Consider the following 23,811-nt stretch of genomic DNA (forward strand, 5'->3'; position numbering starts at 1 on the left):
ACGGAAGTGCCTTACGAGAAAGCGAGAACGGCATGGACAAGCACGGGCATGATTACGACGCTGAAGCGACAGCGCTGTTCGGCGAGTTTCAGTCGCCGTTGCAGCAGAAGATCACACCCCAGCTCTTCGTGAAACTTCCCATGGATGGCGGATACCTCAACCAGCGAAGTTGTGGATACCGGGTGGAGTCTGTTCTTTCGTTTGAGTCGGCGTATACCCAGATCGGGGGCAATCCTGAAGAGATGGAAGAAAAGAAGGAACCCGGGTCGAACACCCTGGTGACCGCGGTAGTTGAAGGACTGAATGTACTGGACGTGGTGACGGCGGACAAGGTGGTAGCGCAGATTTCCACGAAACATCCGAAGCGTGAGGATGGCTACATCCCGAAGATTAATTTTGTGGGGACTCGGTTTGAGAATCTTCGCATCGCGGGGCGAAAGATCGAACCGAAGCTGAATCTCGACCTCTTCGAGGAGAAGCCTCCAAACGATGCGCGATACACGCAGAGCCCCAGCTTTAAGAAGGCCGTTTTGGACCAACATGCGACCATCCAGCAACGGCACACTGGATTTGAGAACCTCATCGAAGGATTTCTGGGTCGCTTCAATCTTGTTCCGGAGAGCTTCCGGGAGATGCCCCCCGATGAAGAAGTCGTTGAATGCTCACTGGTCAACACGGTCGAGGACTACGACGAGAAACATTGCTTTGGCCACGTGATTCGGGTTCCGCATTTCGGCACGATCTATCTGGCGACTTTGAAGCTGACGCACAGCAAGTGCGAGGTGAAAGGTGGCTATGGAACGAAAACGCTGCTTGAGTTGACGATGCTCGATATACAGATGGGCTGTGCTGCGACGGGACACGTCTCCGCCTCGGTAGGCAAGACGAATGGGATGCCCTCCGTTGGTTAGAGCAAACGATGGTCTAAATTCTTGCTCGACGGCGGACCTGCAACAACTGGTTTGCATATTCTAAGCTGATTCTGTCAGTTAATCTTCTTGTTCCCCAGATGAGCTGAGAGTGGGTGCAATGACTTGGTTCAGCGGCGCAAGGAACAGCCACCGGGTCCCGAGTTACCAATATGCATGGGCATTTCCATTGCTGCTATTGGTTACCCTCCAGGATACTCGCCCTTTTGCGGCGCACACTGAGTACGATCATGCTCACCAGTTGTTGTTGCACGGCTATCTCGAAAAAAGCCAGTTGGAGGCTGCGCAAGGATACAGAAGGTTTCTTAGTTCAGATCCCGAAATCGCCTCGAAATTTCAATTGCTGGAGGCTCGGGCAATGGTCAATCGCGGCATGAATGAAGATGCTTTGCGACTCCTCTCTGTGCAACCTTCCCTCATCGACACTCAGGAGGGAGTAGTCGAGAAGCTGACGCTGGAAGGAGTAGCATTCACATATTTGCATCAATTTGATATAGCAAACCAAAGACTTACAGAGGCCCAAAATCTTTGCGGAGTGGCATACAGTGCCGCATGTGATGGAATACCATTGCGGCGCGGAATTTTAGCCAGTTGGCGGGGACACTTAGGCGAGGCGCGTCAGTCATACCTCGAAGGTCTCTCGATTTCCCAGAAGCATCGGGATCGGTGGCTGGAAATTACTGCCCTCTTGAATCTCGGGTTCGCATCCATTCAAGAGGAACAATTTGACGAAGCGGTGGACTGGTTAATGCCTGCTTATCAGGCTTCCGCAGCAATTGGTGCTGCAGACCAGGAACAAATCGCCTCGGGAAACCTCGGGTGGGCCTACCTCGGGCTAGGGGACTCCGAGAGAGCGCTAGGGAAATTTCTGGAAGCAGAAAAACGAGCGATAGATCTTGGTGACTTGCGCTCCCAACTCACGTGGCTCAAGTCTACCGCTTATGTCTATCGAGATTACGGTAATCTGGCGCAAGCTAAAGATACAATTCGCACGGCTCTTGTGCTTGCTACGAAAATGAACAGCAAGGCAGATATCATTGACACTCTCGAGGACCTCTCCGATGTCTCAGTGGAGGTTGGCGACCTGACTGCGGCGAGTGTATATATTGATCGCGTAGCTCCTATGGTTCATGCGAGTGGTAACAGTCTCGACATTTCTTATGTCAGTCTCGCCCAAGGAAAGCTTGCTGCCGCGCGCCGTGAGGATGCGCATGCTGAGGCACTGTTCCGTGCGGTAGAACGCGACCCTGCAAGCCAGGTATCGATGCGATTTGGCGCCGAACATGAATTAGCCAGACTTTTTGAAGTTGAGGGCAGGCCTGATGCCGCGCAAGATATGTACAAGACTGCGCTCCTTACATTTGAAGGCGCGCGGGATCAATTAAAAAACGATGACTCCAAGTTGCCGTTTATCGCGAACGCTACGCGCATCTATGACGATTACATTCATTTCCTGGTGACGCAGGGCAAAACAGAAGAAGCTCTGGTTACTGCGGATCAAAGCCGTGCGCGGACGCTGGCGCAGGGGTTGGGATTGACAACGAACCAGCGGGCTTTCACGCCTGCTTCGCTCTCTCCGCGCGGCGTCGCGGCTAAAGCAGGTGCGACACTGCTGTTCTACTGGCTGGGCGAGAAGCAGTCTTACCTTTGGGCGATTACTCCGGAGAAGACGACACTCCTCACGCTTCCCGCGCAAAAGGACATCGCTCCTCTGGTCGAACACTATCGCAAGACGCTGCTGGGCGTGGAAGATCCATTGGAATCGGGCAATGCGACGGGGCAAAAACTGTACACGATGCTTGTCGCCCCGGCTGCGAGCCTGATTCGTCCCGGTATACCGGTCATGATTCTGGCCGATGGGCCGCTGAGCGAGCTTAATTTTGAGACGCTCATCGTTCCAGGGAAGATTCCTAGCCAGCAACCGCATTATTGGATCGACGACGCAACCGTGATCTCCGCGCCATCGCTCGCGATGCTTGCGGCTGCAAAGCCCGCGCACGCCGGCTCAGGCCGTATTGCAGGCGATGGGCGCGGGAAGTTGCTGCTGCTTGGAGATGCCGTCTCACCAAGTGAGGAGTTTCCGCAGTTGCCTTTTGCACCGCTGGAGATGAGGGAGATTGAGAAGCATTTCCCGGCGGGAGACGAAGTCATTGTCAGCCGCGAAGAGGCTACGCCGGACAGGTATGCGGCCAGCGAGCCGCGACAGTTCTCCTACATTCACTTTGTCTCTCACGGAGTTGCGAGCCGGACCGATCCGCTGGATTCGGCGATTATCTTGTCGCGTCCCAAAGCGGCAACAAATGGGACAGTGACCGAGGATTCATTCAAGCTCTACGCGCGGGAGGTAATGCAACACCCAATCGATGCCCGGCTGGTGACGATCTCGGCATGCAATGGCAGCGGTACACGAGCCTATGCAGGCGAGGGCTTGGTCGGTCTGTCTTGGGCATTCCTGCGCGCCGGGGCTCATAGCGCGATCGGCGGTCTGTGGGAGGTAAGCGATGAATCGACGTCGCATCTGATGGGTGCGCTTTACGAAGGCATGGAGGACGGCCAATCGCCAGCCATGGCCCTACGCCAGGCTAAACTGACCTTACTGCATTCGCGAAGCAATTTTCGTAAGCCCTTCTACTGGGCGCCGTTCGTAATCTATACGAGGATGTGAAAACATGCGGATGCAGAACAGGCGAAGTGGCCGACGCCTTTTTCCATCCCACAAGGTGAAAGACTCGGATTAACTCTGATTCACAAATATGCTGATTTGAATAGACTTGTTGGGTCTTCCCGCTGTGTTAGGGTGTTGTGTGAGATCAACTTTTCCCTGTTCTGAGTATTGATGCAACTTTGAACGGGCGATGTTGCGTCAACATCACTGAGCGGACCAGATTTATCGGGGTCCGAAAGCGAGAATCTGGTAAGGGGGGCAGCGCTCACAGCCTTTTCGAATGGACAATCAACCTATCGGACCTGATCATCAACTTCCTGCGCATACGACAGCCCCTCCGCGGAGTAAAGCCGTAAGGGTCATCGTTTGGATTGCAATCCTGTTAATCTTTGCTGTCGGATTCCTGCTGGTTCTGCGGCATAAGAATACTCCGCCGCCCGCAGGCGGTAGACGCGGCGCGGGCGGAACCGTAACCGTTACAACCGCGACTGCGAAAAAGGGCGATATAGGCGTTTACATTGACGCCATCGGCACCGTCACTCCTGTTTACACAGCCTCGATCACCAGTGAGGTGACCGGCATCATCACGGCCGTGTACTACCGGGAGGGGCAGATCGTAAAAAAGGGCGACCCCTTGATCGAGATTGACTCCCGGCCCTACCGCGCGACATTGCTGCAGGCGCAAGGGACGCTTGAACGCGATGAGAACGTCCTCGCTCAGGCCAAAATGGACCTTGCCCGTTATCAGGATGCCTGGGCTCGGAATGCTATTCCCAAGCAAACGCTGGATGACCAGGAGAAGGTGGTTCTCCAGGACGAGGGAACGGTTAAGCTCGATCAGGGCGCGGTGCAGTTTGACCAGGTTCAGGTGGATTTCTGCCATATTGTGTCGCCAATCGCAGGAAGAGTCGGGTTGCGTCTGGTTGATCCAGGGAATGTCGTGCAATCGAATGGGACCAATGCGCTTGCGGTCATTACTCAGCTTCAGCCTATGACGGTGATCTTCACGATCCCTGAGGACAATTTGGCCCAAATCGCTCCTCGTCTTCGCAAGAAGACTGGGCTTCCTGTGACTGCGTTCGATCGCGGCGGTCAGACCCAACTTGGAGCGGGCACGCTACTCACGCTCGACAACCAGATTGACACAACCACGGGAACAGTCAAGGCGCGCTCGATCTTCAATAACAGAGACAATGCCCTGTATCCGAATCAATTCGTCAATACACGGCTGCTAGTCGATACCCAGCACGATGCGACGCTGGTTCCAACGTCTACGATTCAGCACAACGGCACGAATGCCTTTGTTTATGTGCTTGCGGACAATGTAGCTCACATGCGCAGCGTCACTCCTGGCGTCACGGACAATGACACGACTGCTGTTTCAGGGATCGAACCAGGAGATGTGCTGGCCAATAGCAGCTTCGATAAGCTGCAGGATAACTCCAAGATAGTTATCTCCAAAACGCCGATTCCTGCCAGCACAAGTGGGAGTACCGCTCCTTGAGTCTAAGTCCGTCTCGCCCATTCATTCTGCGGCCGGTCGCCACGTCTCTGCTTATGGCTGCAATTCTGCTGGTCGGAATTGTCAGCTATACGCAGCTGCCGGTTTCCGCGCTGCCAGAGGTTGATTACCCGACGATTCAGGTGCTCACTTTCTACCCCGGAGCGAGCCCCTATGTGATGGCGACGACTGTAACCGCTCCGCTGGAGCGCCAGTTTGGGCAGATCCAGGGTTTAAGCCAGATGACGTCGTCGAGTTCGGGCGGGACGTCGGTCGTTGTGCTGCAGTTCAATCTTTCCCTGAACATTGACGTGGCCGAAGAGGAAGTGCAATCGGCCATCAATGCGGCACAAAGCTTCCTGCCGGCCAATCTCCCGGCTCCTCCTATCTACAGCAAGACCAATCCCGCCGACGCTCCAGTGCTGACGCTAGCCATTACATCCACTGCAATGCCGCTTTCGCAGGTCGAGGATCTGGTCGATACACGACTGGCTCCCAAGATTTCGCAGCTCAGCGGCGTGGGACTGGTAAGCATCAGCGGAGGCCAGAAACCTGCGGTTCGTATTCAAGCCAATCCGAATGCTCTGTCTTCGTACGGCATCAATCTTGAAGATTTGCGGACTGCATTGACGCAAGCTAGCGTGAACGCAGCAAAAGGCAACTTCGACGGCCCGCGTCAGGACTACCAGATCGACGCCAACGATCAGCTGGTGACCAGCAAAGACTACAAAAATATTGTGGTTGCATACCGAAATGGCTCTCCCGTGATGCTGACCGATGTGGCCCGCATTGTGGATGGCGTGGAGAATAACAACCAGGCTGCCTGGATGAATCTGACCCCTGCGGTCGTTCTCAATGTTCAAAGACAGCCGGGCGCCAACACAATCACGGTCGTAAAGAGCATCAAGAGACTGCTGCCGCAGTTGGAAGCAAATCTTCCCAAAGGCATCGACGTCACGCTTCTCACCGATCTTACGACGCCGATTCAAGCTTCTGTAGAGGATGTTGAATTCGAATTGATGCTGACCGTTGCGCTGGTTGTGATGGTTATCTTTCTATTTCTGCGCAATCTCTACGCAACTATCATTCCGAGTGTGGCCGTGCCGTTGTCGCTCGTCGGCACGCTTGGCGCCATGTATGCCCTGGGCTATAGCCTCGACAACCTGTCGTTGATGGCGCTCACCATCTCAACCGGCTTCGTGGTTGACGACGCAATCGTCATGGTTGAGAACATCTCGCGCTACCTGGAAGAGGGCAAGTCTCCGATGGAAGCGGCGCTTATAGGCGCGGAGCAGATTGGATTCACGATCGTATCGTTGACCGTGTCTCTGATTGCAGTGCTTATCCCACTGCTCTTCATGGGCGATGTGGTGGGCCGACTGTTCCGCGAGTTTGCAGTTACACTCGCGGTTACGATCATTGTCTCAGCGGTCGTATCGCTGACGCTGACGCCAATGATGGCGTCACGCATTCTGAAGCACGATCCGGCGGAACAACAAGGACGCTTTTATCGGGCATCCGAGCGCGTCTTCGAGAGCATGATTGGATTCTACGGGCGCACGTTGAAGGTCGTCCTTGACTTTCAAGGCCTCACTCTTCTGATAGCTCTCGCAACGCTGCTGCTCACGATCTACCTCTACATCATCATTCCGAAGGGCTTCTTCCCGGTTCAGGACACTGGCGTGATTCAAGGTATTTCCCAGGCGCCGCAATCGATCGGTGCAAAGGGAATGGCCGAAAAGCAAAAGGAGCTTGCCAAGATCATTCTGCAAGATCCGGCGGTGGAGAGCCTTTCCTCCTTCATTGGCGCGGACGGAACGAATACCACCATCAACAGCGGAAGAATGTCGATCAATCTCAAGCCCTTGGAAGATCGCAAGTTGAGCGCCTCGGATGTTATCCGCAGGCTTCAAACCAAGCTGGCTGATGTGAAAGATATTCAGCTCTTCATGCAGCCGGTGCAAAACATCACGATCGACGATCGCGTCAGCCGCACGCAATACCAATACACACTCGAAGACCCGGATCAAAACGAACTCAACGATTGGGCTGCGCGCTTTGTGACGCGTCTAAAACAATTGCCCGAGTTGGAAGACGTTGCAACCGATCAGCAGCTGGGAGGGCTCGCGGTATCTCTGGTGATCGATCGAGTCACAGCGTCCCGGCTTGGCGTGGCGCCTACAACAATCGACAACACGTTGTATGACGCCTTCGGTCAGCGGCAAATCAACACGATGTACACACAGCTCAACCAGTATCACGTTGTGCTGGAGAGCGAGCCGCAGTTCCAGCGCGACCCGAATATGCTGAATCATCTCTATATTCGGAGCGGTTCTTCGTCAGGAACGAGCGGTGCAGCGGCTTCGTCGACCTCCTCGGCCGGATCGACATCCGCTGGATCGAATGCGCTCACATCGTCCGCCCTTTTCACGCCCTCGGCGAACACGCTGTCGCCTCCTGTAAACGCGCTGGCTTCGACCACCACCACCGCAACAAACAGTGGAGCAAACTCCGCGGGCACTACCAGTTCTACGATCGGCAGCGAAGTGCCGTTCAGTGCCTTCTCGCACTTCGAGACCACCACGGAGCCGCTCTCAATTTCCCACCAGGGTCAATTCCCTGCGATCACTGTTTCGTTTAATCTTGCGCCCAATGCTGCGCTGGGCGGAGCCATTACGGCGATCAACAAGGTGCAGAAGGACATGCACATGCCGCAAAGCCTGCAGGCTGATTTTCAAGGCACTGCGGCATCTTTCCGCAACTCGCTTTCGAATATGCCGCTCCTGATCCTGGCCGCGCTGGTGACTGTGTACATCGTTCTTGGCGTTCTCTACGAGAGCTTCATTCATCCCATCACGATTCTTTCCACGCTTCCTTCGGCGGGAGTCGGCGCATTTCTCTCGCTGATTATTTTTCATCAGGACTTGAGCGTGGTGGCGATTATCGGTCTTGTGCTGTTGATTGGCATTGTGAAGAAGAACGGCATCATGATGGTCGACTTCGCGCTGGAAGCGGAGCGCGGTTCAGGGCTGAGCGCGACGGATGCAATTTACCAGGCATGTCTGCTTCGCTTCCGCCCGATTATGATGACGACGATGGCTGCTCTGCTCGGCGGTATCCCGCTGGCATTCGGCACAGGAATTGGTTCGGAGTTGCGCAGGCCTCTTGGAATCTCGATGGTCGGCGGATTGCTTGTCAGCCAGGTACTGACGCTGTACACAACGCCGGTGATCTACATCTTCTTTGACAATATCGGACACCGGTTCTCGCGCAAGCCGAAACCTGCGCACAACAGCGGTGAGCCGCAAACAGCGGAGCAGATATGAATCTCTCCGCACCTTTTATTCATCGGCCAGTAGCGACTACGCTGCTTACGATCGCCATTGCGATCGCCGGTGCAATTGCGTTCAAGGTGCTGCCGGTCTCTCCGTTGCCTCAGGTTGATTTTCCGACGATCTCGGTTGGCGCAAGCCTTCCGGGAGGCAGTGCGGAAATCATGGCCTCCTCGGTTGCTACGCCTCTCGAGCGCCAGTTCGGACATATTGCCGGCGTCACGGAAATGACGTCGGCAAGCAGTCTGGGCACTACTTCAATCACAATTCAGTTTGACTTGAGCCGCGATATCAACGGAGCCGCGCGTGACGTCGAGGCTGCAATCAACGCGGCACGTACCTATCTGCCTGCAAACTTACCCGCAAATCCGACTTACCGAAAGGTGAATCCAGCCGATTCTCCGATCATGATTCTCGGCCTGACGTCGGACAAGTATGGCCCTGACAAAATGTATGACTCTGCGTCTACAGTGATCCAGCAAAAGCTGTCGCAGATTCAAGGGGTGGGACAGGTGAATGTCGGCGGCGGCGCGTTGCCTTCGGTGCGGGTTGAAGTAAACCCGACCAAGCTCGCGAGCTACGGACTTACGATGGCCGACGTTCAGGCGCTCCTGAGCGTGCAAAACTCCGATCTGGCCAAAGGTCAGATCTCGGACGGCAATACGACCGCCGATATTATTGCGAATGATCAGATATCTCATGCGGTGGACTACAAACCGCTCATTGTCGGATATAACAATGGCGCTGCAATTCACTTATCGGATGTTGCCGATGTAATCGACTCGACCCAAAATGTCCGCGCTGGGGGTTATCTGAACGGGAAACGCGCGGTGATGCTCATCATCTTCCGCCAGCCCGGCGCCAACATCATTGATACTGTCGATCTCATACGCGCACAGTTGCCGTCCATCAAGGCATCCATCCCGCAAGGCATCGATATCACGATTGTGCAGGACAGGACGATCACGATCCGAGCCTCGGTAAGCGACGTCGAAAGAACTCTCATCGTTTCGATTGGGCTTGTCATAGTCGTCGTCTTCATCTTTTTGCGCAACGGCCGGGCAACACTGATTCCAGCAGTTGCGGTTCCAGTCTCGTTGATTGGAACGTTTGCAGTGATGTACCTGCTCGGCTTCAGCATCGACAACTTGTCCCTGATGGCGCTCACCATTTCGACCGGCTTCGTCGTCGACGATGCGATCGTGGTCATGGAGAACATCACGCGGCATCTGGAAGCAGGCATGGACCCGTTTGCCGCGAGCCTGAGGGGCGCAAAGGAGATCGGCTTTACCGTCTTCTCGATCAGCATTTCGCTCATCGCCGTATTCATTCCCATTCTCTTAATGGGCGGCATCGTAGGTCGGCTATTCCGCGAGTTTGCTATCACGCTTTCGACCGCGATTCTGGTTTCGATGGTGATCTCGCTCACAACGACGCCGATGATGTGCGCGCATCTTCTGAAGCATGAAGCAAAGGTAAAGCATGGGCGCGTGTACCTCGCGACGGACCGATTCTTCGACTGGGTCTTGTCGATCTATCGGCGCAGCCTGCACTGGGTACTGGACAACTCAGTGTTGACGCTCACGGTGCTCTTCCTCGTGATTGTCCTGAATGTAGTGATTGTTCTGAAGATTCCCAAAGGGTTTTTCCCGCAACAAGACACAGGCATACTCGCAGGCGGTGTGCAAGGCCCACAGGATTCTTCGTTCCCTGCGATGAACGACGCCATTCGGCAACTGGCAGGTGTGATCAAAAGCGATCCTGCAGTGCAAAACGTGGTCGCCTTTACCGGCGGCGGTGGCGCAACCAACACCGGGTTCATTTTTATTTCGCTGAAGCCGTTGAATGAGCGCAAGATCGGTGCTCCCGAGATTATCAATCGCATACGCCCGAAGTTAAATCGTCTGCCCGTGGCATCTGCGTTTCTGCAGGCAGCTCAAGACCTTCGCATCGGCGGACGATCAAGCAATGCACTCTATCAGTACACGATTCAAGCGGACAATTTGACCGACTTGCAGTTCTGGGGGCCACGCCTGCTCACGGAAATGAAGAAGCTGCCTGGCTTGCAGGACGTGAATTCGGACCAGCAGAATGGCGGTCTCGACGAATTTGTCAACTTCGACCGAACGACCGCGGCAAGACTCGGCCAGACATCGCAATCTCTGGATACAGGGCTGTACAGCGCGTTTGGACAGTCAGAAGTATCAGTGATTTACACACAGCTCAATCAGTACTATGTCGTGTTGGAGGTTGCGCCTCCCTACTGGCAGAACCCTGATGGGCTGAAGAATATCTACTTCCATCCGACGGGCAGCAGCAGTACTACGGCAAGCGGCAATACGCCGCTGTTTACCCTCTCGAAGAATCATGAAACGACAACGCCGCTGGCTCTGAATCACACCGGGCTATTTCCATCGGTGACAGTCTCATTCAATCTTGCGCCTGGTGTTTCGATGAGCGAAGCGACGCTCGCCATCGAACAGATGCAGCAGCGGTTGGGTACGCCTTCTACCATCCATGGCTTCTTCGCCGGAACTCTGCAAGCGTATCAGCAATCCCTCGGAACCGAGCCGCTTCTGGTGCTGACCGCGTTGCTGGCGGTATATATCGTTCTTGGAATTCTGTACGAGAGCCTGGTGCATCCACTGACAATCATCTCCACATTGCCTTCGGCCAGCGTGGGCGCAATGTTGGCCTTGATGCTTTTCAACGTCGATCTAAATATCATCTCCATTATCGGAATTGTCCTGCTGATCGGCATTGTCAAGAAGAATGCCATCATGATGATCGATTTTGCATTGCAGGCTGAGCGAGACGGAGGTATGTCGACGGAGGACGCAATCTTTGAGGCGTGCATGCTGCGCTTCCGGCCGATTCTGATGACCACGATGGCTGCGCTTTTTGGCGCTTTGCCTCTTGCCTTCGGAACCGGCACTGGATCAGAGTTACGCAGGCCACTTGGAATTACGATTGTCGGCGGTCTGATCTTCAGCCAGTTGCTCACGCTGTACACTACGCCAGTTGTTTACCTCACGTTTGACCGTATCCGCTTAAGGATGCTGGGCAAGGAACGTGATACATTTCACGCGGACGGACCAACGCCTTCCGCGGCAGACTGATTTGAACCGCTACTGATCCCAAGGGTCACGGATGTACAAGTTATGACAAGCTTCCGTTTCAAAGTTGCAATCATCCCGGCAATGGCAATGCTGGTTCTGGCAGGATGCCGGGTCGGCCCCAAGTACAACGCGCCCGCCGCCACGGTGCAGGCGCCTCCCGCTGCTTACAAGGAGTCTCCAACGCAGTTCCAGGACTCGGACGGCTGGAAGGTCGCGCAACCGCAGGATGCGATGCTTCGCGGTAAGTGGTGGGAAATTTACAACGAGCCTGAGCTGAACGATCTCGAAGACAAACTGAATATCGACAACCAGAACATCAAGGTGTTCTTCGAGAACTTCATGGAAGCGCGCACGCTGATTGCACAGGCACACGCGCAGCTCTATCCGACATTGACGACTTCGCCCAACTTTACGCGGTCGCGCGCGTCGGGCAACCTGGGTACCACGGCAAACGGTAATTTTACCGGCGGCGCGCAGTCTTCGATTACTTCCCTTCCCGTGACGGCGTCATGGGCACCCGATCTGTGGGGCCGGGTTCGCAACACGATTCGCGAGATGCAGTACAACGCACAACTAAGTGCGGCTGACCTTGAAAACGAACGCCTGACGGAACAAGCAACCTTGGCCGAGGTCTATTTCGAAATCCGCGGACAGGATGCATTGGAGGCTTTGTTTCAGAACACCGTGGACGCAGACAAAAAGGCCCTCGACATTGCCCAGTCTGGATACCAGACTGGGGTTGTGGACCAGATTACGGTTGTCGAAGCGGAGAATACGCTGCACACGGCCGAGTCTGCGCTGACCAATCTGGGCGTGGCCCGCGCCCAGGATCAACATGCAATCGCGATGCTGATTGGCGCCAATCCATCGAGCTTTACAATTCCCGTCAAAGCTTTGACGGCAACGCCGCCGCCCATTCCGGTTGGGGTACCATCACAATTGCTTGAACGACGGCCCGATATTGCGGCGTCTGAGCGAGCGATGGCATCGGCGAATGCTCAGATCGGGGTTGCAGTTGCCGCTTTCTATCCAAACCTCACTCTGAGCGCGGAAGGTGGCCTTGAAAGCTCAACGATCTCGCACCTGCTTGATTGGCCGAGCCGGTTCTGGTCTGTTGGTCCGGCGGCAAGCGAAACTCTCTTCGACGCTGGCCTGCGCCGGGCCACGGTGAATCAGTATATTGCCACCTACAATGCCGACGTTGCGAGCTACCGGCAAACTGTCCTGACCGCATTTCAACAGGTCGAAGACAACCTCGCTGCGGTGCGTATTCTCTCGCAGCAGATAAAGCAGGAGCAACAGGCTGTGGACTCGGCGCAGAAGTTTGTCGAGCTTGAGACCGGGCGCTACGATACCGGGATCGATCCATACGTCGATGTGGTCACAGCACAGACGACTCTGCTTTCCAATCAGCAATCGCTGGCCAGCCTGCATATTCAGCAAATGACGGCGTCGGTCCAGTTGATCGAGGCATTGGGAGGCGGTTGGGATCACACCCAGCTCCCGACTCCGGCGGATGTGTCAAAGAAGCTGGGCAAGCTCGCTATTGAGAAATAGAGTCTGAATCAACAGTCGACGCCCGTCGCGCCTATATAGTGTTGCCAGACCAGCGACGGCCGTGGCAACACCATATACTTCCGAGAATCGCAGCGGACCGCTTACGCGCTCAGGCTGCTCGGACGTGCGCTGCGCGCAGACGAGACAAAACCCATGTCCATCGAGATGCCACGCACGCATTGCAGCAAGTGGTTGGCGATCGAGGGCAGCTTTTGCGCTGTAACGCGGAAGGATGGTCCGGAGACGCTGACGGCCGCGACCGGGAGCCGCTGTGCATCCAGAACAGGGACGGCGATGCAGCGCAGCCCTTCTTCGAGTTCCTCATCGTCGACTGCGTAGCCGCGGCGACGGGTCTTTTCGATCTCCGTACGCAGCGCCTCCGGCGTGCCGATGGTGCGATGCGTGAAACGCTCGAACTTTGTGCGCCGGATGACATCAGCGATCCTCTCCTCGGGAAGGAAGGCGAGAATGGCCTTGCCGACTGAGGTGCAATGTACCGGGTTGCTGGCGCCAACGCGTGTGATCATTCGCACGGAGCGGGCGGGTTCGATCTTGTCGAGATAAATGACGTGCGCCTGCTCCAGAATGCAAAGATGGGCGGTTTCCTCGGTCTCGCTGACCAGCCTGCGCAAGTGAGGCTGGGCGCGGTCGCGGAGATCGTACTGCTCGATAGCGCGATTACCGAAGTCGAAGAGACGCAGTCCGAGACGGAACTTGCCATTCACAGTGCGCTCGACCATGTGGTGGCGCTCGAGGACCATAAGAAAACGATGCGCTGTGCTCTTGTGCAAGGCCAGGGAGGACGCAACCTGCGCTAATCCGAGAGGAACGTCGCTCTCGCCGAGCAGATCGAGCACCGCAAAAGCCCTGTCCAAAGCCTGAACCTTATACGTCCCCTGGGGTGGGGTGTCTCGCATTATGAACCTCCATACCGCTAACTGAATTGCTTTTAGTGTGCAATTGCGGGTGCTGTCGTGTCAACAGATAAGACGGCATACCATTTAATGACCGGAACAGAACTTCAGGTATCCGTCGACGAGCCTGCTCAGAAGACGTTCAGGGGCGGAAATTGTTGCAACGCGGCGGAATACCGGCCAGGCCAAAATCGCCTTTGATACGCCTTTGGTAACGGTGCAGCATTTGGATCAGGGCAATTTACCGGTGACGAGGAAGGCCCGTACGCGGGTGGAGACCGCCTCCGCGTCGCACGACATGATCAGATGGGCGCATGAGCCATGCGATATATAGGTTGGAGCGCCGGTCACAGCGGCCCAATCCAGTGCGGCCTGGGGATTGACCAGGTGGTCTTCCGCGCTCACAATGACCAGAAAATGGACGGGAGTTGAGCGTGCCGCCTCCGCCAGGGAACGGGCTCCGACGACATTCTGCTGCATGATGGCACGAAGCTGCCAGACCCGGTCGTTGGCGTCAATCGATAATGGGGCTTCGGCCTGAGCGAGAAAGGTTGGGAGTTTGTCGAGCGGGGTTTCGCGATTGCGATATTCGGGGCTGGTCACGACGAGGGAACCAAAGAGATTTGCGAGTTTCAAGGCGGGTTCCACAGTGTATTGGCCGTTGGCGTAGGTAGGATCGCCGACGATGGACTCGACCATGATCTGTTTCACGTGTAGATCGTAGCTGGTCATGCGAGGAGTGCCGAGGATCGGAACAGCGAGATCGAAGAAATTGGGATACATCACGGACCAATCGAAGGTCTGCTCGCCGCCCATCGACAGACCGACAAGGGCATGCAGGTGCTTCAGATGCAAAACCTCGGTCACGACCCGGTATTCCGCGTGAACGCTGTCGCGGAGGGTATAGACGGGAAATGCGGTGCCGTGCTGGCGAGGGCTATTGGAGGGCGACGACGATACGCCATTGCCGAGCGCATCGATGGCGATACCGAAGAACCGGCTGGCGTCGATCAGGTGTTGGGGTGAGGAGCCATTGCCAAAAAGGAAAACCAGATCGCTGCTTGTTCCATAAAGCCAGGTGGGCATCAGAACGGCGTTGTCCGCGGCAGCATTGAGATGGCCAAAGGTGCGGTAGCCTACGCGGCAGTCTTCGATGATCTGGCCGTTTTCGAGTTTGCACTGGCCCAGATCGGCGATTTTGAGTTCGCTGGCTGAGTCGGATTGCCGGTTCCCGACCAGAGCCTCACTCACCCCGCGTAATGGGCCGAAAAGGGCTACTGTCAGCAGACAGGCGCTCACAGCCACCGGGAAAAATCTGCGCGCGTTTGAGGATTCCAGCGACTGAACCTGTCCGTTGCCTGACATTTGTGCTCCGCGAAGTCCTGTAATCATGAGCACAAGCCTACCGCACAGACCGGATATGTTGATATGTATGAACTTATCTATGAGCAAAAATTCAGACCGAAATTCCGCGGACTGCTCCATCAGTTTGAAAGACTTCACGGCACTTGCTAACTAATCCTTTAGTTGCTAGTCTATTCCTACAGAGCTGCTCTCCCGGTCGAGAGCGTTCCCTGAGGGGTCCGGGCACCGTATATGCCGCCGAAAAAATCCATCACGCTAACCGAAGCCGAGCTGAGACTCATGAAGATTCTCTGGCAGCGAGGCGAGTCGGCGGTCACTGACCTGGTTGCCGCGATGCCGGACGGCGAAACTCTTGCTTACAATTCGGTTCTGACAACTGTGCGCATCCTGGAGCAAAAGGGCTACGTGGACCATCGCCAGGAGGGCCGGGCCTTTGTCTATCGCGCCTGTGTCGCGGAGCACGAGGCTAGCCGCTCTGAGGTGAAGCATGTACTGAGCCGGTTCTTTGGGAACTCGCGGGAGCGCCTGCTTCTCTCGCTTCTCGGCGATGGTGAGATTTCCCCTCAGGAACTACAGCGGCTGAGGGAGGCGATCAACAGCGCCGCCGAAGACGGACTGGAAGGGGCGTAGCGCAATGCTCATAGGCGGAAATACCGTGGCCGATTGGATGAACACACTCATGACAGTGCGGGATTCCCTGTTTGCGGTTTCGCCGGTTATTTCTCAAGCTGCAGGAGCGTTTCTGGTCACGGCGATCTGGCAGGGAGCAGTTGTTGCTGCATTCTTGACCGTCTGCCTCAAGCTCTCGAGCCGGATCTCCGCGTCGTTGCGGTTTGCAGTCTGGACTGCGGGCTTCCTCGCGGTGATTGCGCTTCCCTTTCTACCGCTCGTCTTGCGCTTCGCGGCGGCGCCAACTACACAAGCCACACACGCGGCAGTCCGGCTTGCGATCAGCGCGCCAAAACCTCTGCTTCAACTAGATATTCGATGGAGCACGGCAATTGCTTTGCTCTGGATTTCAGCTTCGCTCTACCGCGCCGTCGATCTGGCGATCCACTCGATTCGCCTGCGCAAGCTGTGGAAACACGCAGCACCAATCGCCTTGAACGAAGTCGAGTTGGCAAAGCCGGTTCGACTTCGGGGTCGCAGAGAAATCCAGGTATGCACCACCACCGAACTGGATCGCCCAAGCGTTATCGGCTTTCTTTCGCCGCGCATTCTTATTCCGGAATGGCTATTCTCGCGGCTGACTGTTGGAGAACTGGACCAGATCCTGCTGCATGAGACCGAACACCTGCGCCGCGGCGACGACTGGACGAATCTGCTGCAAAAGCTCAGTCTGGTGGTCTTTCCGCTGAATCCCGTACTTCTCTGGATGGAGCGGCAGCTCTGCCTGGCACGCGAGATGGCCTGCGATGAGGCCGTCATCCGGGTGACGCGTGCACCCAAAGCGTACGCCGCATGCCTGACGGGACTGGCCGAGCATGGCATGCGGCGGATGGCGGAAGCTCTCTCGCTGGGAGCCTGGCAGCGGCGGCCAGAGCTTGCGCATCGCGTGCACAGCATCCTGCAGCGCAAACAAATGCTGCGACCGCTGGCGGCGCGCAGCGTCCTCGCTGCCCTTGCCTGCGGCCTTGGATTTGGGTCGGTTGAACTGGCGCGCTGCCCGCAACTGGTCGCCTTCACTCCCGAACATTTGCCTGAAACTGCCCATTCGGACATGGCAATGCATACGCGCTCACCGCGACTGATAAATACGGCTCTTGCCGGCCCGATGCACACGTTGCGCGCTATGCCCGCCGTCGCTTCGTCATCGAACAGGCCATATATGACGCAGCTGAAGGCCACGATGCCGGTTCGCGATTCGGATTCATTCGCCGAAACCGATTCTGCTCCGATTTTGGATCGCGAGGCTAACCAGACAGCATCGACAAGAAAACTGTCTGCGTTGGCTCCTCCGGGCAGCCTTGCCCGGACCGAATCAAGTCACGAGCCAAGTCAGGAATTGTTGAAGGCCCAGATTCCGGATAGTGCTACTTCAGAGCCCCAAAAATCCCAGCAACAGAGCTGGGTAGTTCTGACCACCTGGGAAGAAGTGGACTTCGCGAATGCGAGCGAAGCACCGAGTATCGGCACCGACGGTCCGCAGCCCGACAACACAGCCGGGCAACCAGGCAATCAGGCCAACGTCAAGCCTACAAGCCAGGTGACGGTCACCCGGCTGATTTTCCGAGTTATTCCTGCCACGTCATTGACTCCTGCAGCTGCAATGCCTGTTCGCGGCGGCTGGCTGGTCATTCAACTGTAAACATCAACAATCACCCATCACGAGGTCGCCATGTCAGCATCAACTAATTCATTAGTCGTAAAGGCAAAGCGGTTTGCTCTCCCGATTGGAGGCGCAGCCGCACTTGTCCTCACCATTCCATTCATGATCGGCCATAACCACGTTCACGCCGCGAGCTTTGGTGGAGCACCCATGGACGACAACAGTGTTTCGTCTCTGGTTGCACTGGACAACGCAGTCGAGGCCGTCGCCGCTCGCGTCACGCCAGCCGTCGTAAATGTCTCCGTGACATCGCGAATGACGCCCGACCAGAATACCGGCGACGATGAGGATTCCGGTGTCCCTCAGGGCGCGATTCCGCCAGGATTGCAGCAGTTTTTTGGACCCTTCGGCGGTGGCCAGAGGATGCCCCAGCAACCGCAGATCGAGCACGGAATCGGCAGCGGAATCATCATCTCGCCGGATGGCTACATTGTCACCAATAACCACGTGGTGCAGGGCGCCATGCAGATTCGCGTGACTCTGAATGACCGCCGGGTCCTGCCCGCCAAGCTCATCGGAACCGACAAGCTGACCGATCTCGCCGTGATCAAGATCGACGCGAAAAATCTGACCAGCATCGCGTGGGGCGACTCGACGAAACTACACCCAGGACAGTCCGTGCTCGCCTTCGGCAGTCCCTTCGGCTACTTCCAGTTCTCGGTAACGCGCGGCATTATCAGCGCACTCAACCGCCCCAACCCTTACTCCGATGATCCGCGCAAGCCCGGCGATTATATCCAGACCGACGCGGCGATCAATCAGGGTAACTCGGGCGGTCCGCTGGTCGACGCGCACGGCGAACTGGTTGGCATCAACACCTTCATCATTTCGAGCAGCGGTTCCTTTGCAGGCGCGGGCTTTGCGATTCCCTCGCAGATCGTGCGCGCGACGGCTGAGGCGCTGATCAAGGATGGCACAGTACATCACGGCTATCTGGGCATCAGCATGAACGATGTAACCCCCGAGAATGCCACTTTCTTCAACCTTCCCGATGCGACCGGAGCCATTGTCAGCCAGGTGACGCCTGACTCGCCCGCAGGCCGCGCCGGTATCAAGAGTGGCGACGTGCTGCGCGAACTCAACGGAAACAAAATCGTCAATGGCGGCTCGCTACAGGTTGCTGTGAGCGAGGTTGCTCCGGGCAACACGATTTCGCTGGGTATCCTGCGCGATGGAAAGCCTCAGACGCTTCAGGTCAAGGTCGGAGAGTTCCACAACAACACGGAAGTGGCCGATAACTCTGAGTCTTCTTCGCAGCACGGCGTGAGGCTCGGCGTATCGGTCAATGATCTTACGCCTGAAATCCGGCAACAGTTGAACATTCCAAATCAGGTCAACGGCGCTGCAATTCAGAGCGTTCGCCCGGCGAGTCCGGCTGAGGACGCTGGCCTTGCTCCCGGCGACGTGATTCTGGAAGTCAATCGCCATCCGGTGCAGAATGCGGACAAGTTTGCCAGCGAAGTACACGCTGCACCTGCCGGCAAGGACATGCTGTTGCTCGTGTGGTCGAGAGGCGGCACAACCTATCGCATCGTGCATACCGATCAAGCCAGCCAGAGTGGCATGTAAGGTCGCCGCACCAATTCCAGGAAATAAGTGGGTCGCTGCCAAGGGTTCGAGGCAGTGACCCATTTCTTGATTTGAGGTAACCGTTTCTAGTTATATCTCCTCAATCTCGCCTAAGTCATTGCTTCATTTCTTACTGCGCGTTGTCGACTAGATGAGTTCCAGTTCGAGCGCAACGACCGAGCGCGGAGGAATGGATATCTCAATCCTGCCAGTGCGGACATTCACCGGCAGATCAACTGGCGTTACTTTATCAGGCTGGTCGAGCGTGTTACTGGCGGTCATCTCCGCGTGTGTTAATACTCTCGCCCGGCCTCCGGCAACACTGCCGTTGGTCAGACGAAGATGGGATGCAATCGCTGAATCCAAAGATGGGTTGGTAAGGGTTACGGTCACCTTCTTTTCTTTGATCGAATCCTTGATCGAAGCAGAGCCAGAAAGACCCGGCATCCTCGCCGATCCATCGCGGGATGGAACTTTCAGCTCCTCGCAGCGGATATGCATTGGCGCGAGTTGAGCACCCATATGCCCGCGGTACATTTCAAAGACGTGGAAAGCCGGAGTGCGCGCATAGCGATCGCCTTTTGCGAGAAACAGCGAATGCAGGCAATTGATTGTCTGCGCGACGTTGGCCATGGCTATCTTATCGGCATGACGATTGAAGATATCCAGCGTGACGGCAGTATGCAGCGCGTCGCGAAGCGTCAGCGGCTGGCTGAGCAGATAGTTCGGCGCAATCTCCTCGCCTTTGGGATACCAGACGCCCCACTCGTCCACAACCAGTCTGGTATGGTGCGTGGCATCATACTTCCCCATCGCGGCCCAGTGCTGCTCGATCACAGTTTCGATGCGCGCGCCTTCGCGAATGACGTCGTACCAGCCGGCCGCATCGAAAGTCGATACCCTCTCGTGCGAGTTCCGGAAGTCGGTATAGAAATGCACCGACAGACCATCGACCAGGGAGCGATGACCATCCTGCATCGTTTCGAAAAAGCCGTTTGTCCATCCCAGATCGAGATCTTTGGAGTGCCCGCGCGGACCCACGGCTACAAGAAACGGCTTCGGATCGTAGGCCGGAAACTGCGTGACGAAGCGGCGGTAGAGCGCCGAATACTCCTGTGGCGACATGTCTCCGCCGCAACCCCAGGACTCGTTGCCGACTCCCCACCAGCGCACGCCAAAGGGCTGAGGATCGCCATTGGCAGCGCGTTCGCTGGCTAGAGAAACAGTGCCCACCGGCGCATTGCAATAGAGCACCCAATCGTGAAACTCACGCGGCGAGCCGGAGGCCATGTTTGCCGCGAGATATGGTTCCGCTCCGGTCAATCGGCAGAGATGCATGAACTCGTGAATGCCGAATTCATTGTTCTCCGTGTGGTCATAGCCTGCGGGCATGCTGGCCTGCCAGTAGTTATACGTGCGAGGCCGCTTTGCAGGTTCGCCGATGCCATCGCGCCAGTGATAGCCGTCTGCGAAACAACCGCCCGGCCAGCGAAGATTAGGCGCGCCAATGCGCTTCATATCGTCGACGAACTGCCTGCGGATGCCGTCGATATTGGCAATCTTCGAGTCGCGTCCCACCCAGATGCCGTCGTAGATAACGCCGCCCAGATGCTCGATGAAATGACCGTACAGATTGGGACTGATCTTGGGACTGACCTGTGGGCCAGCTTCCTCGCCGGCTTTTGGAAGAGTGATCTCGATCTCTGCATCCGCGGCAAAGGCTGTGCGTACTCCAGCGATAACTCCAGCAGACGCGCAGGCTGTGGCGCGAAGAAAGCTGCGGCGATTCATGCTTCGCTTTATATAACACTCGACGCTGCATTGGCATTTCGATTTCGCATGACGACATCATGCATGACATCGAAGTCGCAGGTAACAAGATGTTCGCTCGCAACTGGTTTGCCATTAAGCAGAATTTCTCTATCGCGACATCAACGTCATCACCAGGCGATTCATCTCTGATTCCTGTTGCTCAATGGATGCAACGAGCTTGAACTGAGTGCGGCAGCGATCAAGGTTGTGGCCGTCACGATGCACTTTGTAATAAGTGTCACCGGCAAGATAATCCGCAAGAAAGCGGATGCCCATCTCGAATGTGATGAGCTTCCCTGAGAACGCAAGATAACTAACCTCATCCTTCGTAAGAAACGCGCCCGCCGATGCAAGATAGCCTCGGAGCAATGCTTCGAACATGGGGAACTGCATCGTCACCTTTGAGAGATCCCGTTCGTCTTCCGCAGCGGGGCTTGTGGCAGTGCGCACCATGTCGCCAAAGTCGTAGAGTGCAAGCCCAGGCATGACTGTGTCGAGGTCGATCACGCAGATGCCTTCGCCGGTCAAGTCATCGAGCATCACGTTATTGAATTTGGTGTCGTTATGCGTGACGCGCTCCGGTAGGTTGGCGTCGAGCAGGACGCTTGTGATGGGTTTGCGCGCGAGCGCGAAAGCTATCTCAGATTGAGCAAGAATAGCGCGGCCCGCCGCGTCCGCTGCGATGGCCTGTTCCAGCGCCGCGAATCGTTTGGCTGTGTGGTGGAAGTCAGGGATAGTGTCGTGCAGACGCGGGACCGGCAGGTCGGCGAGTAGCTGCTGGAATCGCCCGAAGGCTTTGGCGGCCTGATAGGCCTGCTCCGAAGACTCGACCACGTCGTAAGTTCTTGCGCCTTCAATGAAGCCGTATGCGCGCCAATAATATCCCTCCGCATCAACAGACCACGAGCGGCCGTCGCGCGCTGGAACAAGCCTGAGCGCCCGGCGCTGACGGTCAGGATGGCCGGACTCCTGCGTGGCGAGATGTGCGGTCACGCGCTCAATATTTTCCATGAGAGCAACGGGATTCCTGAAGATCTTATGGTTGATGCGCTGCAGGATGACGCGCACCGGCTTGCCCACTTGCGTAAACGTCGCGCACCAGGTGTCGTTGATGTGGCCGCTGCCGCAGGGCGTGGCAAAAATAAATTCGCCGCAAACTTGAAATTTGCCGGCGACAGTGCCGATATTGCAATCATTGCTCATGACCAAAGTCTCTTCGGATAATAACCGTCGCAGATGAGGCCACGAATGTTCTCGACGACGCGGAGATGGTCTTCGCGATAGGTGACGCCAAACCAGGCTTCCCTTGTATGCAAGACCTTTACTCGCGTCTCCTCGGCAAGAATCAAGTTATTCACCGCATTGGGAAGGTAACATTCCGACTTTAGATCCGAGCCATTCTCTTCAAGAAACTCTCGAAACTGTTCCTGCAGCTGTCCAAATACACGCGGCGTAAATCCCCAGAAGTTCATCGAAACCACTTCGTCTCCGGTCATTCGTGTCACGTGACCTTCGCCGTCCGTGTTGCGAGCATGCATTCCTTCCCGTTCAATGCCTATCGATTCTGTGACGCTCTCCAGACAGTCGTCGCTGCTAACCCGGCACACACCGCGCGCTACCGCTCCATAATCAGAGAGCGTGTTGCGCAGAACGTAACCCAACATCGCGTAATCCGGTGTACCCGCCTGCAAATGTTGTGCCATGACGCGATAGCTTTCCGCTCCATAGAAATCATCCGCGTTGATGACCGCGAACGGCTGCTCAATTGCTCCCGCAGCCATGAGGACCGCTTGCGCCGTGCCCCACGGCTTGGTCCGCCCAGCAGGCACGGAGAATCCGGGTGGCAGATGACCGAGTTCCTGAAAGACGTAATCGACCGCGATCCGGCCTTGAAAGCTCTCGCCGAAGCGCGCCTTGAACGGCTGCTCAATCTCCCTGCGAATCACGAAGACGACCTTGCCGAAGCCGGCGCGGATGGCGTCATAGATCGAGTAGTCGAGAATCGATTCGCCAGATGGGCCAACCGGATCGATTTGCTTCAGTCCACCATAACGGTTGCCGATACCAGCGGCCAGAACGAGCAGGGTCGGGAATGTCATAGGTTTCGAGACGGGTAAGCTCCTCTTGCAGCATGAGTTCTTTCGAATGGTATCGCTCTCGGGCCGCTTTCATAAAGTGGAGGCCTCGCCAAACAGGCGCATCGCTGCCGTGCTACCCTTCTGTGTTGCATTGAAGTGAAAATCGGGGCGCATCATGGAATACAAGACTGATTCAGAAACTGTGACTGAGCAGGCTTTACCCGTGCAGGTGCTGGCGACCGAACAGGCCGTGGAACTGATCCGGAAGCTGCGCGCTCGGTACGGAGACCTGATGTTTCATCAGTCCGGCGGCTGCTGCGACGGCAGTTCGCCGATGTGCTATCCGCGCAACGAATTCCTGACCGGAGATTCGGATGTTCAGCTCGGCTCGGTTGACGATGTTCCCTTCTTTATGAGCAAAAGCCAGTTCGAATATTGGAAGCACACGCAGCTTATCCTCGATGTGGTGCCGGGGCGCGGTGGGATGTTTTCGCTCGAAAACTCGGAAGGCGTCCGCTTTCTGATCCGCTCACGCGTATTTACCGACGACGAAATTCACGCTTTGCGGGCGGCGGGACGCATTTAGCGCCTACTGCTGATTTGAGCGTCGAAAGCCGATTAAAGTAAATTCAATAGACATA

General features: G+C 56.2%; 15 protein-coding genes. 10 read left to right on the forward strand and 5 right to left on the reverse strand.

Going from position 1 to position 23,811, the window contains the following annotated elements; all coding sequences use genetic code 11:
* The first annotated feature begins 32 nt into the window (after positions 1-32).
* The 6 genes from OHL23_RS23195 (at position 33) to OHL23_RS23220 (ending at position 13,103) form a co-directional block, all read left to right on the forward strand.
* Complete coding sequence (locus tag OHL23_RS23195; RefSeq protein ID WP_263354416.1) at positions 33-911, forward strand: hypothetical protein; 879 nt, start codon at positions 33-35, stop codon at positions 909-911.
* 706 nt (positions 912-1,617) lie between these two features.
* Entirely contained in the window at positions 1,618-3,594 is a 1,977-nt protein-coding gene (locus OHL23_RS23200; protein WP_263354417.1) for a CHAT domain-containing protein, read from the forward strand.
* A 280-nt stretch (positions 3,595-3,874) separates the two neighbouring features.
* A complete protein-coding gene (locus OHL23_RS23205) occupies positions 3,875-5,098 on the forward strand; it encodes an efflux RND transporter periplasmic adaptor subunit (RefSeq protein ID WP_263354418.1) in 1,224 nt (407 codons plus the stop codon).
* A 53-nt stretch (positions 5,099-5,151) separates the two neighbouring features.
* Entirely contained in the window at positions 5,152-8,421 is a 3,270-nt protein-coding gene (locus OHL23_RS23210) for an efflux RND transporter permease subunit (RefSeq protein WP_396127418.1), read from the forward strand.
* On the forward strand, positions 8,418-11,546 hold the full coding sequence (locus OHL23_RS23215) for a multidrug efflux RND transporter permease subunit (RefSeq protein WP_263354420.1): 3,129 nt from the start codon (positions 8,418-8,420) through the stop codon (positions 11,544-11,546). The genes OHL23_RS23210 and OHL23_RS23215 overlap by 4 nt, the downstream gene beginning before the upstream one ends.
* 42 nt (positions 11,547-11,588) lie before the next feature.
* Positions 11,589-13,103, forward strand: coding sequence for an efflux transporter outer membrane subunit (locus tag OHL23_RS23220; RefSeq protein ID WP_263354421.1), 1,515 nt, complete (start codon positions 11,589-11,591; stop codon positions 13,101-13,103).
* A gap of 101 nt (positions 13,104-13,204) precedes the next feature.
* Here the strand turns inward: OHL23_RS23220 and OHL23_RS23225 are convergent, their stop codons facing one another.
* Positions 13,205-14,020, reverse strand: a complete 816-nt coding sequence (locus OHL23_RS23225; RefSeq protein ID WP_263354422.1) for an IclR family transcriptional regulator — start codon at positions 14,018-14,020, stop codon at positions 13,205-13,207.
* Between the two features lie 228 nt (positions 14,021-14,248).
* Positions 14,249-15,409: an alpha/beta fold hydrolase gene (locus OHL23_RS23230; protein WP_263354423.1), complete on the reverse strand. Its 1,161-nt coding sequence runs from the start codon at positions 15,407-15,409 to the stop codon at positions 14,249-14,251.
* 204 nt (positions 15,410-15,613) lie between these two features.
* Between OHL23_RS23230 and OHL23_RS23235 the strand changes: the two genes are divergently transcribed.
* The 3 genes from OHL23_RS23235 to OHL23_RS23245 are packed head-to-tail and all read left to right on the forward strand — an operon-like array spanning position 15,614 to position 19,280.
* A complete protein-coding gene (locus OHL23_RS23235) occupies positions 15,614-16,012 on the forward strand; it encodes a BlaI/MecI/CopY family transcriptional regulator (RefSeq protein ID WP_263354424.1) in 399 nt (132 codons plus the stop codon).
* 25 nt (positions 16,013-16,037) lie between these two features.
* Complete coding sequence (locus OHL23_RS23240; protein WP_263354425.1) at positions 16,038-17,690, forward strand: M56 family metallopeptidase; 1,653 nt, start codon at positions 16,038-16,040, stop codon at positions 17,688-17,690.
* Positions 17,691-17,720: 30 nt separating this feature from the next.
* Complete coding sequence (locus tag OHL23_RS23245; RefSeq protein WP_263354426.1) at positions 17,721-19,280, forward strand: Do family serine endopeptidase; 1,560 nt, start codon at positions 17,721-17,723, stop codon at positions 19,278-19,280.
* Between the two features lie 147 nt (positions 19,281-19,427).
* Here OHL23_RS23245 and OHL23_RS23250 read toward each other — a convergent pair whose 3' ends face one another.
* From OHL23_RS23250 to OHL23_RS23260, 3 genes are all read right to left on the reverse strand, one after another.
* Complete coding sequence (locus tag OHL23_RS23250; RefSeq protein WP_263354427.1) at positions 19,428-21,071, reverse strand: alpha-N-arabinofuranosidase; 1,644 nt, start codon at positions 21,069-21,071, stop codon at positions 19,428-19,430.
* A 129-nt stretch (positions 21,072-21,200) separates the two neighbouring features.
* Positions 21,201-22,295 (reverse strand): phosphotransferase enzyme family protein, encoded by a 1,095-nt coding sequence (locus OHL23_RS23255; protein WP_263354428.1) that lies wholly within the window; start codon positions 22,293-22,295, stop codon positions 21,201-21,203.
* Complete coding sequence (locus tag OHL23_RS23260) at positions 22,292-23,191, reverse strand: sugar phosphate nucleotidyltransferase (RefSeq protein WP_263354429.1); 900 nt, start codon at positions 23,189-23,191, stop codon at positions 22,292-22,294. The genes OHL23_RS23255 and OHL23_RS23260 overlap by 4 nt, the downstream gene beginning before the upstream one ends.
* 154 nt (positions 23,192-23,345) lie before the next feature.
* Here OHL23_RS23260 and OHL23_RS23265 point away from each other — a divergent pair, with 154 nt between their 5' ends.
* A complete protein-coding gene (locus OHL23_RS23265; protein ID WP_263354430.1) occupies positions 23,346-23,756 on the forward strand; it encodes a DUF779 domain-containing protein in 411 nt (136 codons plus the stop codon).
* The last annotated feature ends 55 nt before the right edge of the window (positions 23,757-23,811 follow it).

Source organism: Acidicapsa acidisoli, assembly GCF_025685625.1.
Lineage (GTDB): Bacteria > Acidobacteriota > Terriglobia > Terriglobales > Acidobacteriaceae > Acidicapsa > Acidicapsa acidisoli.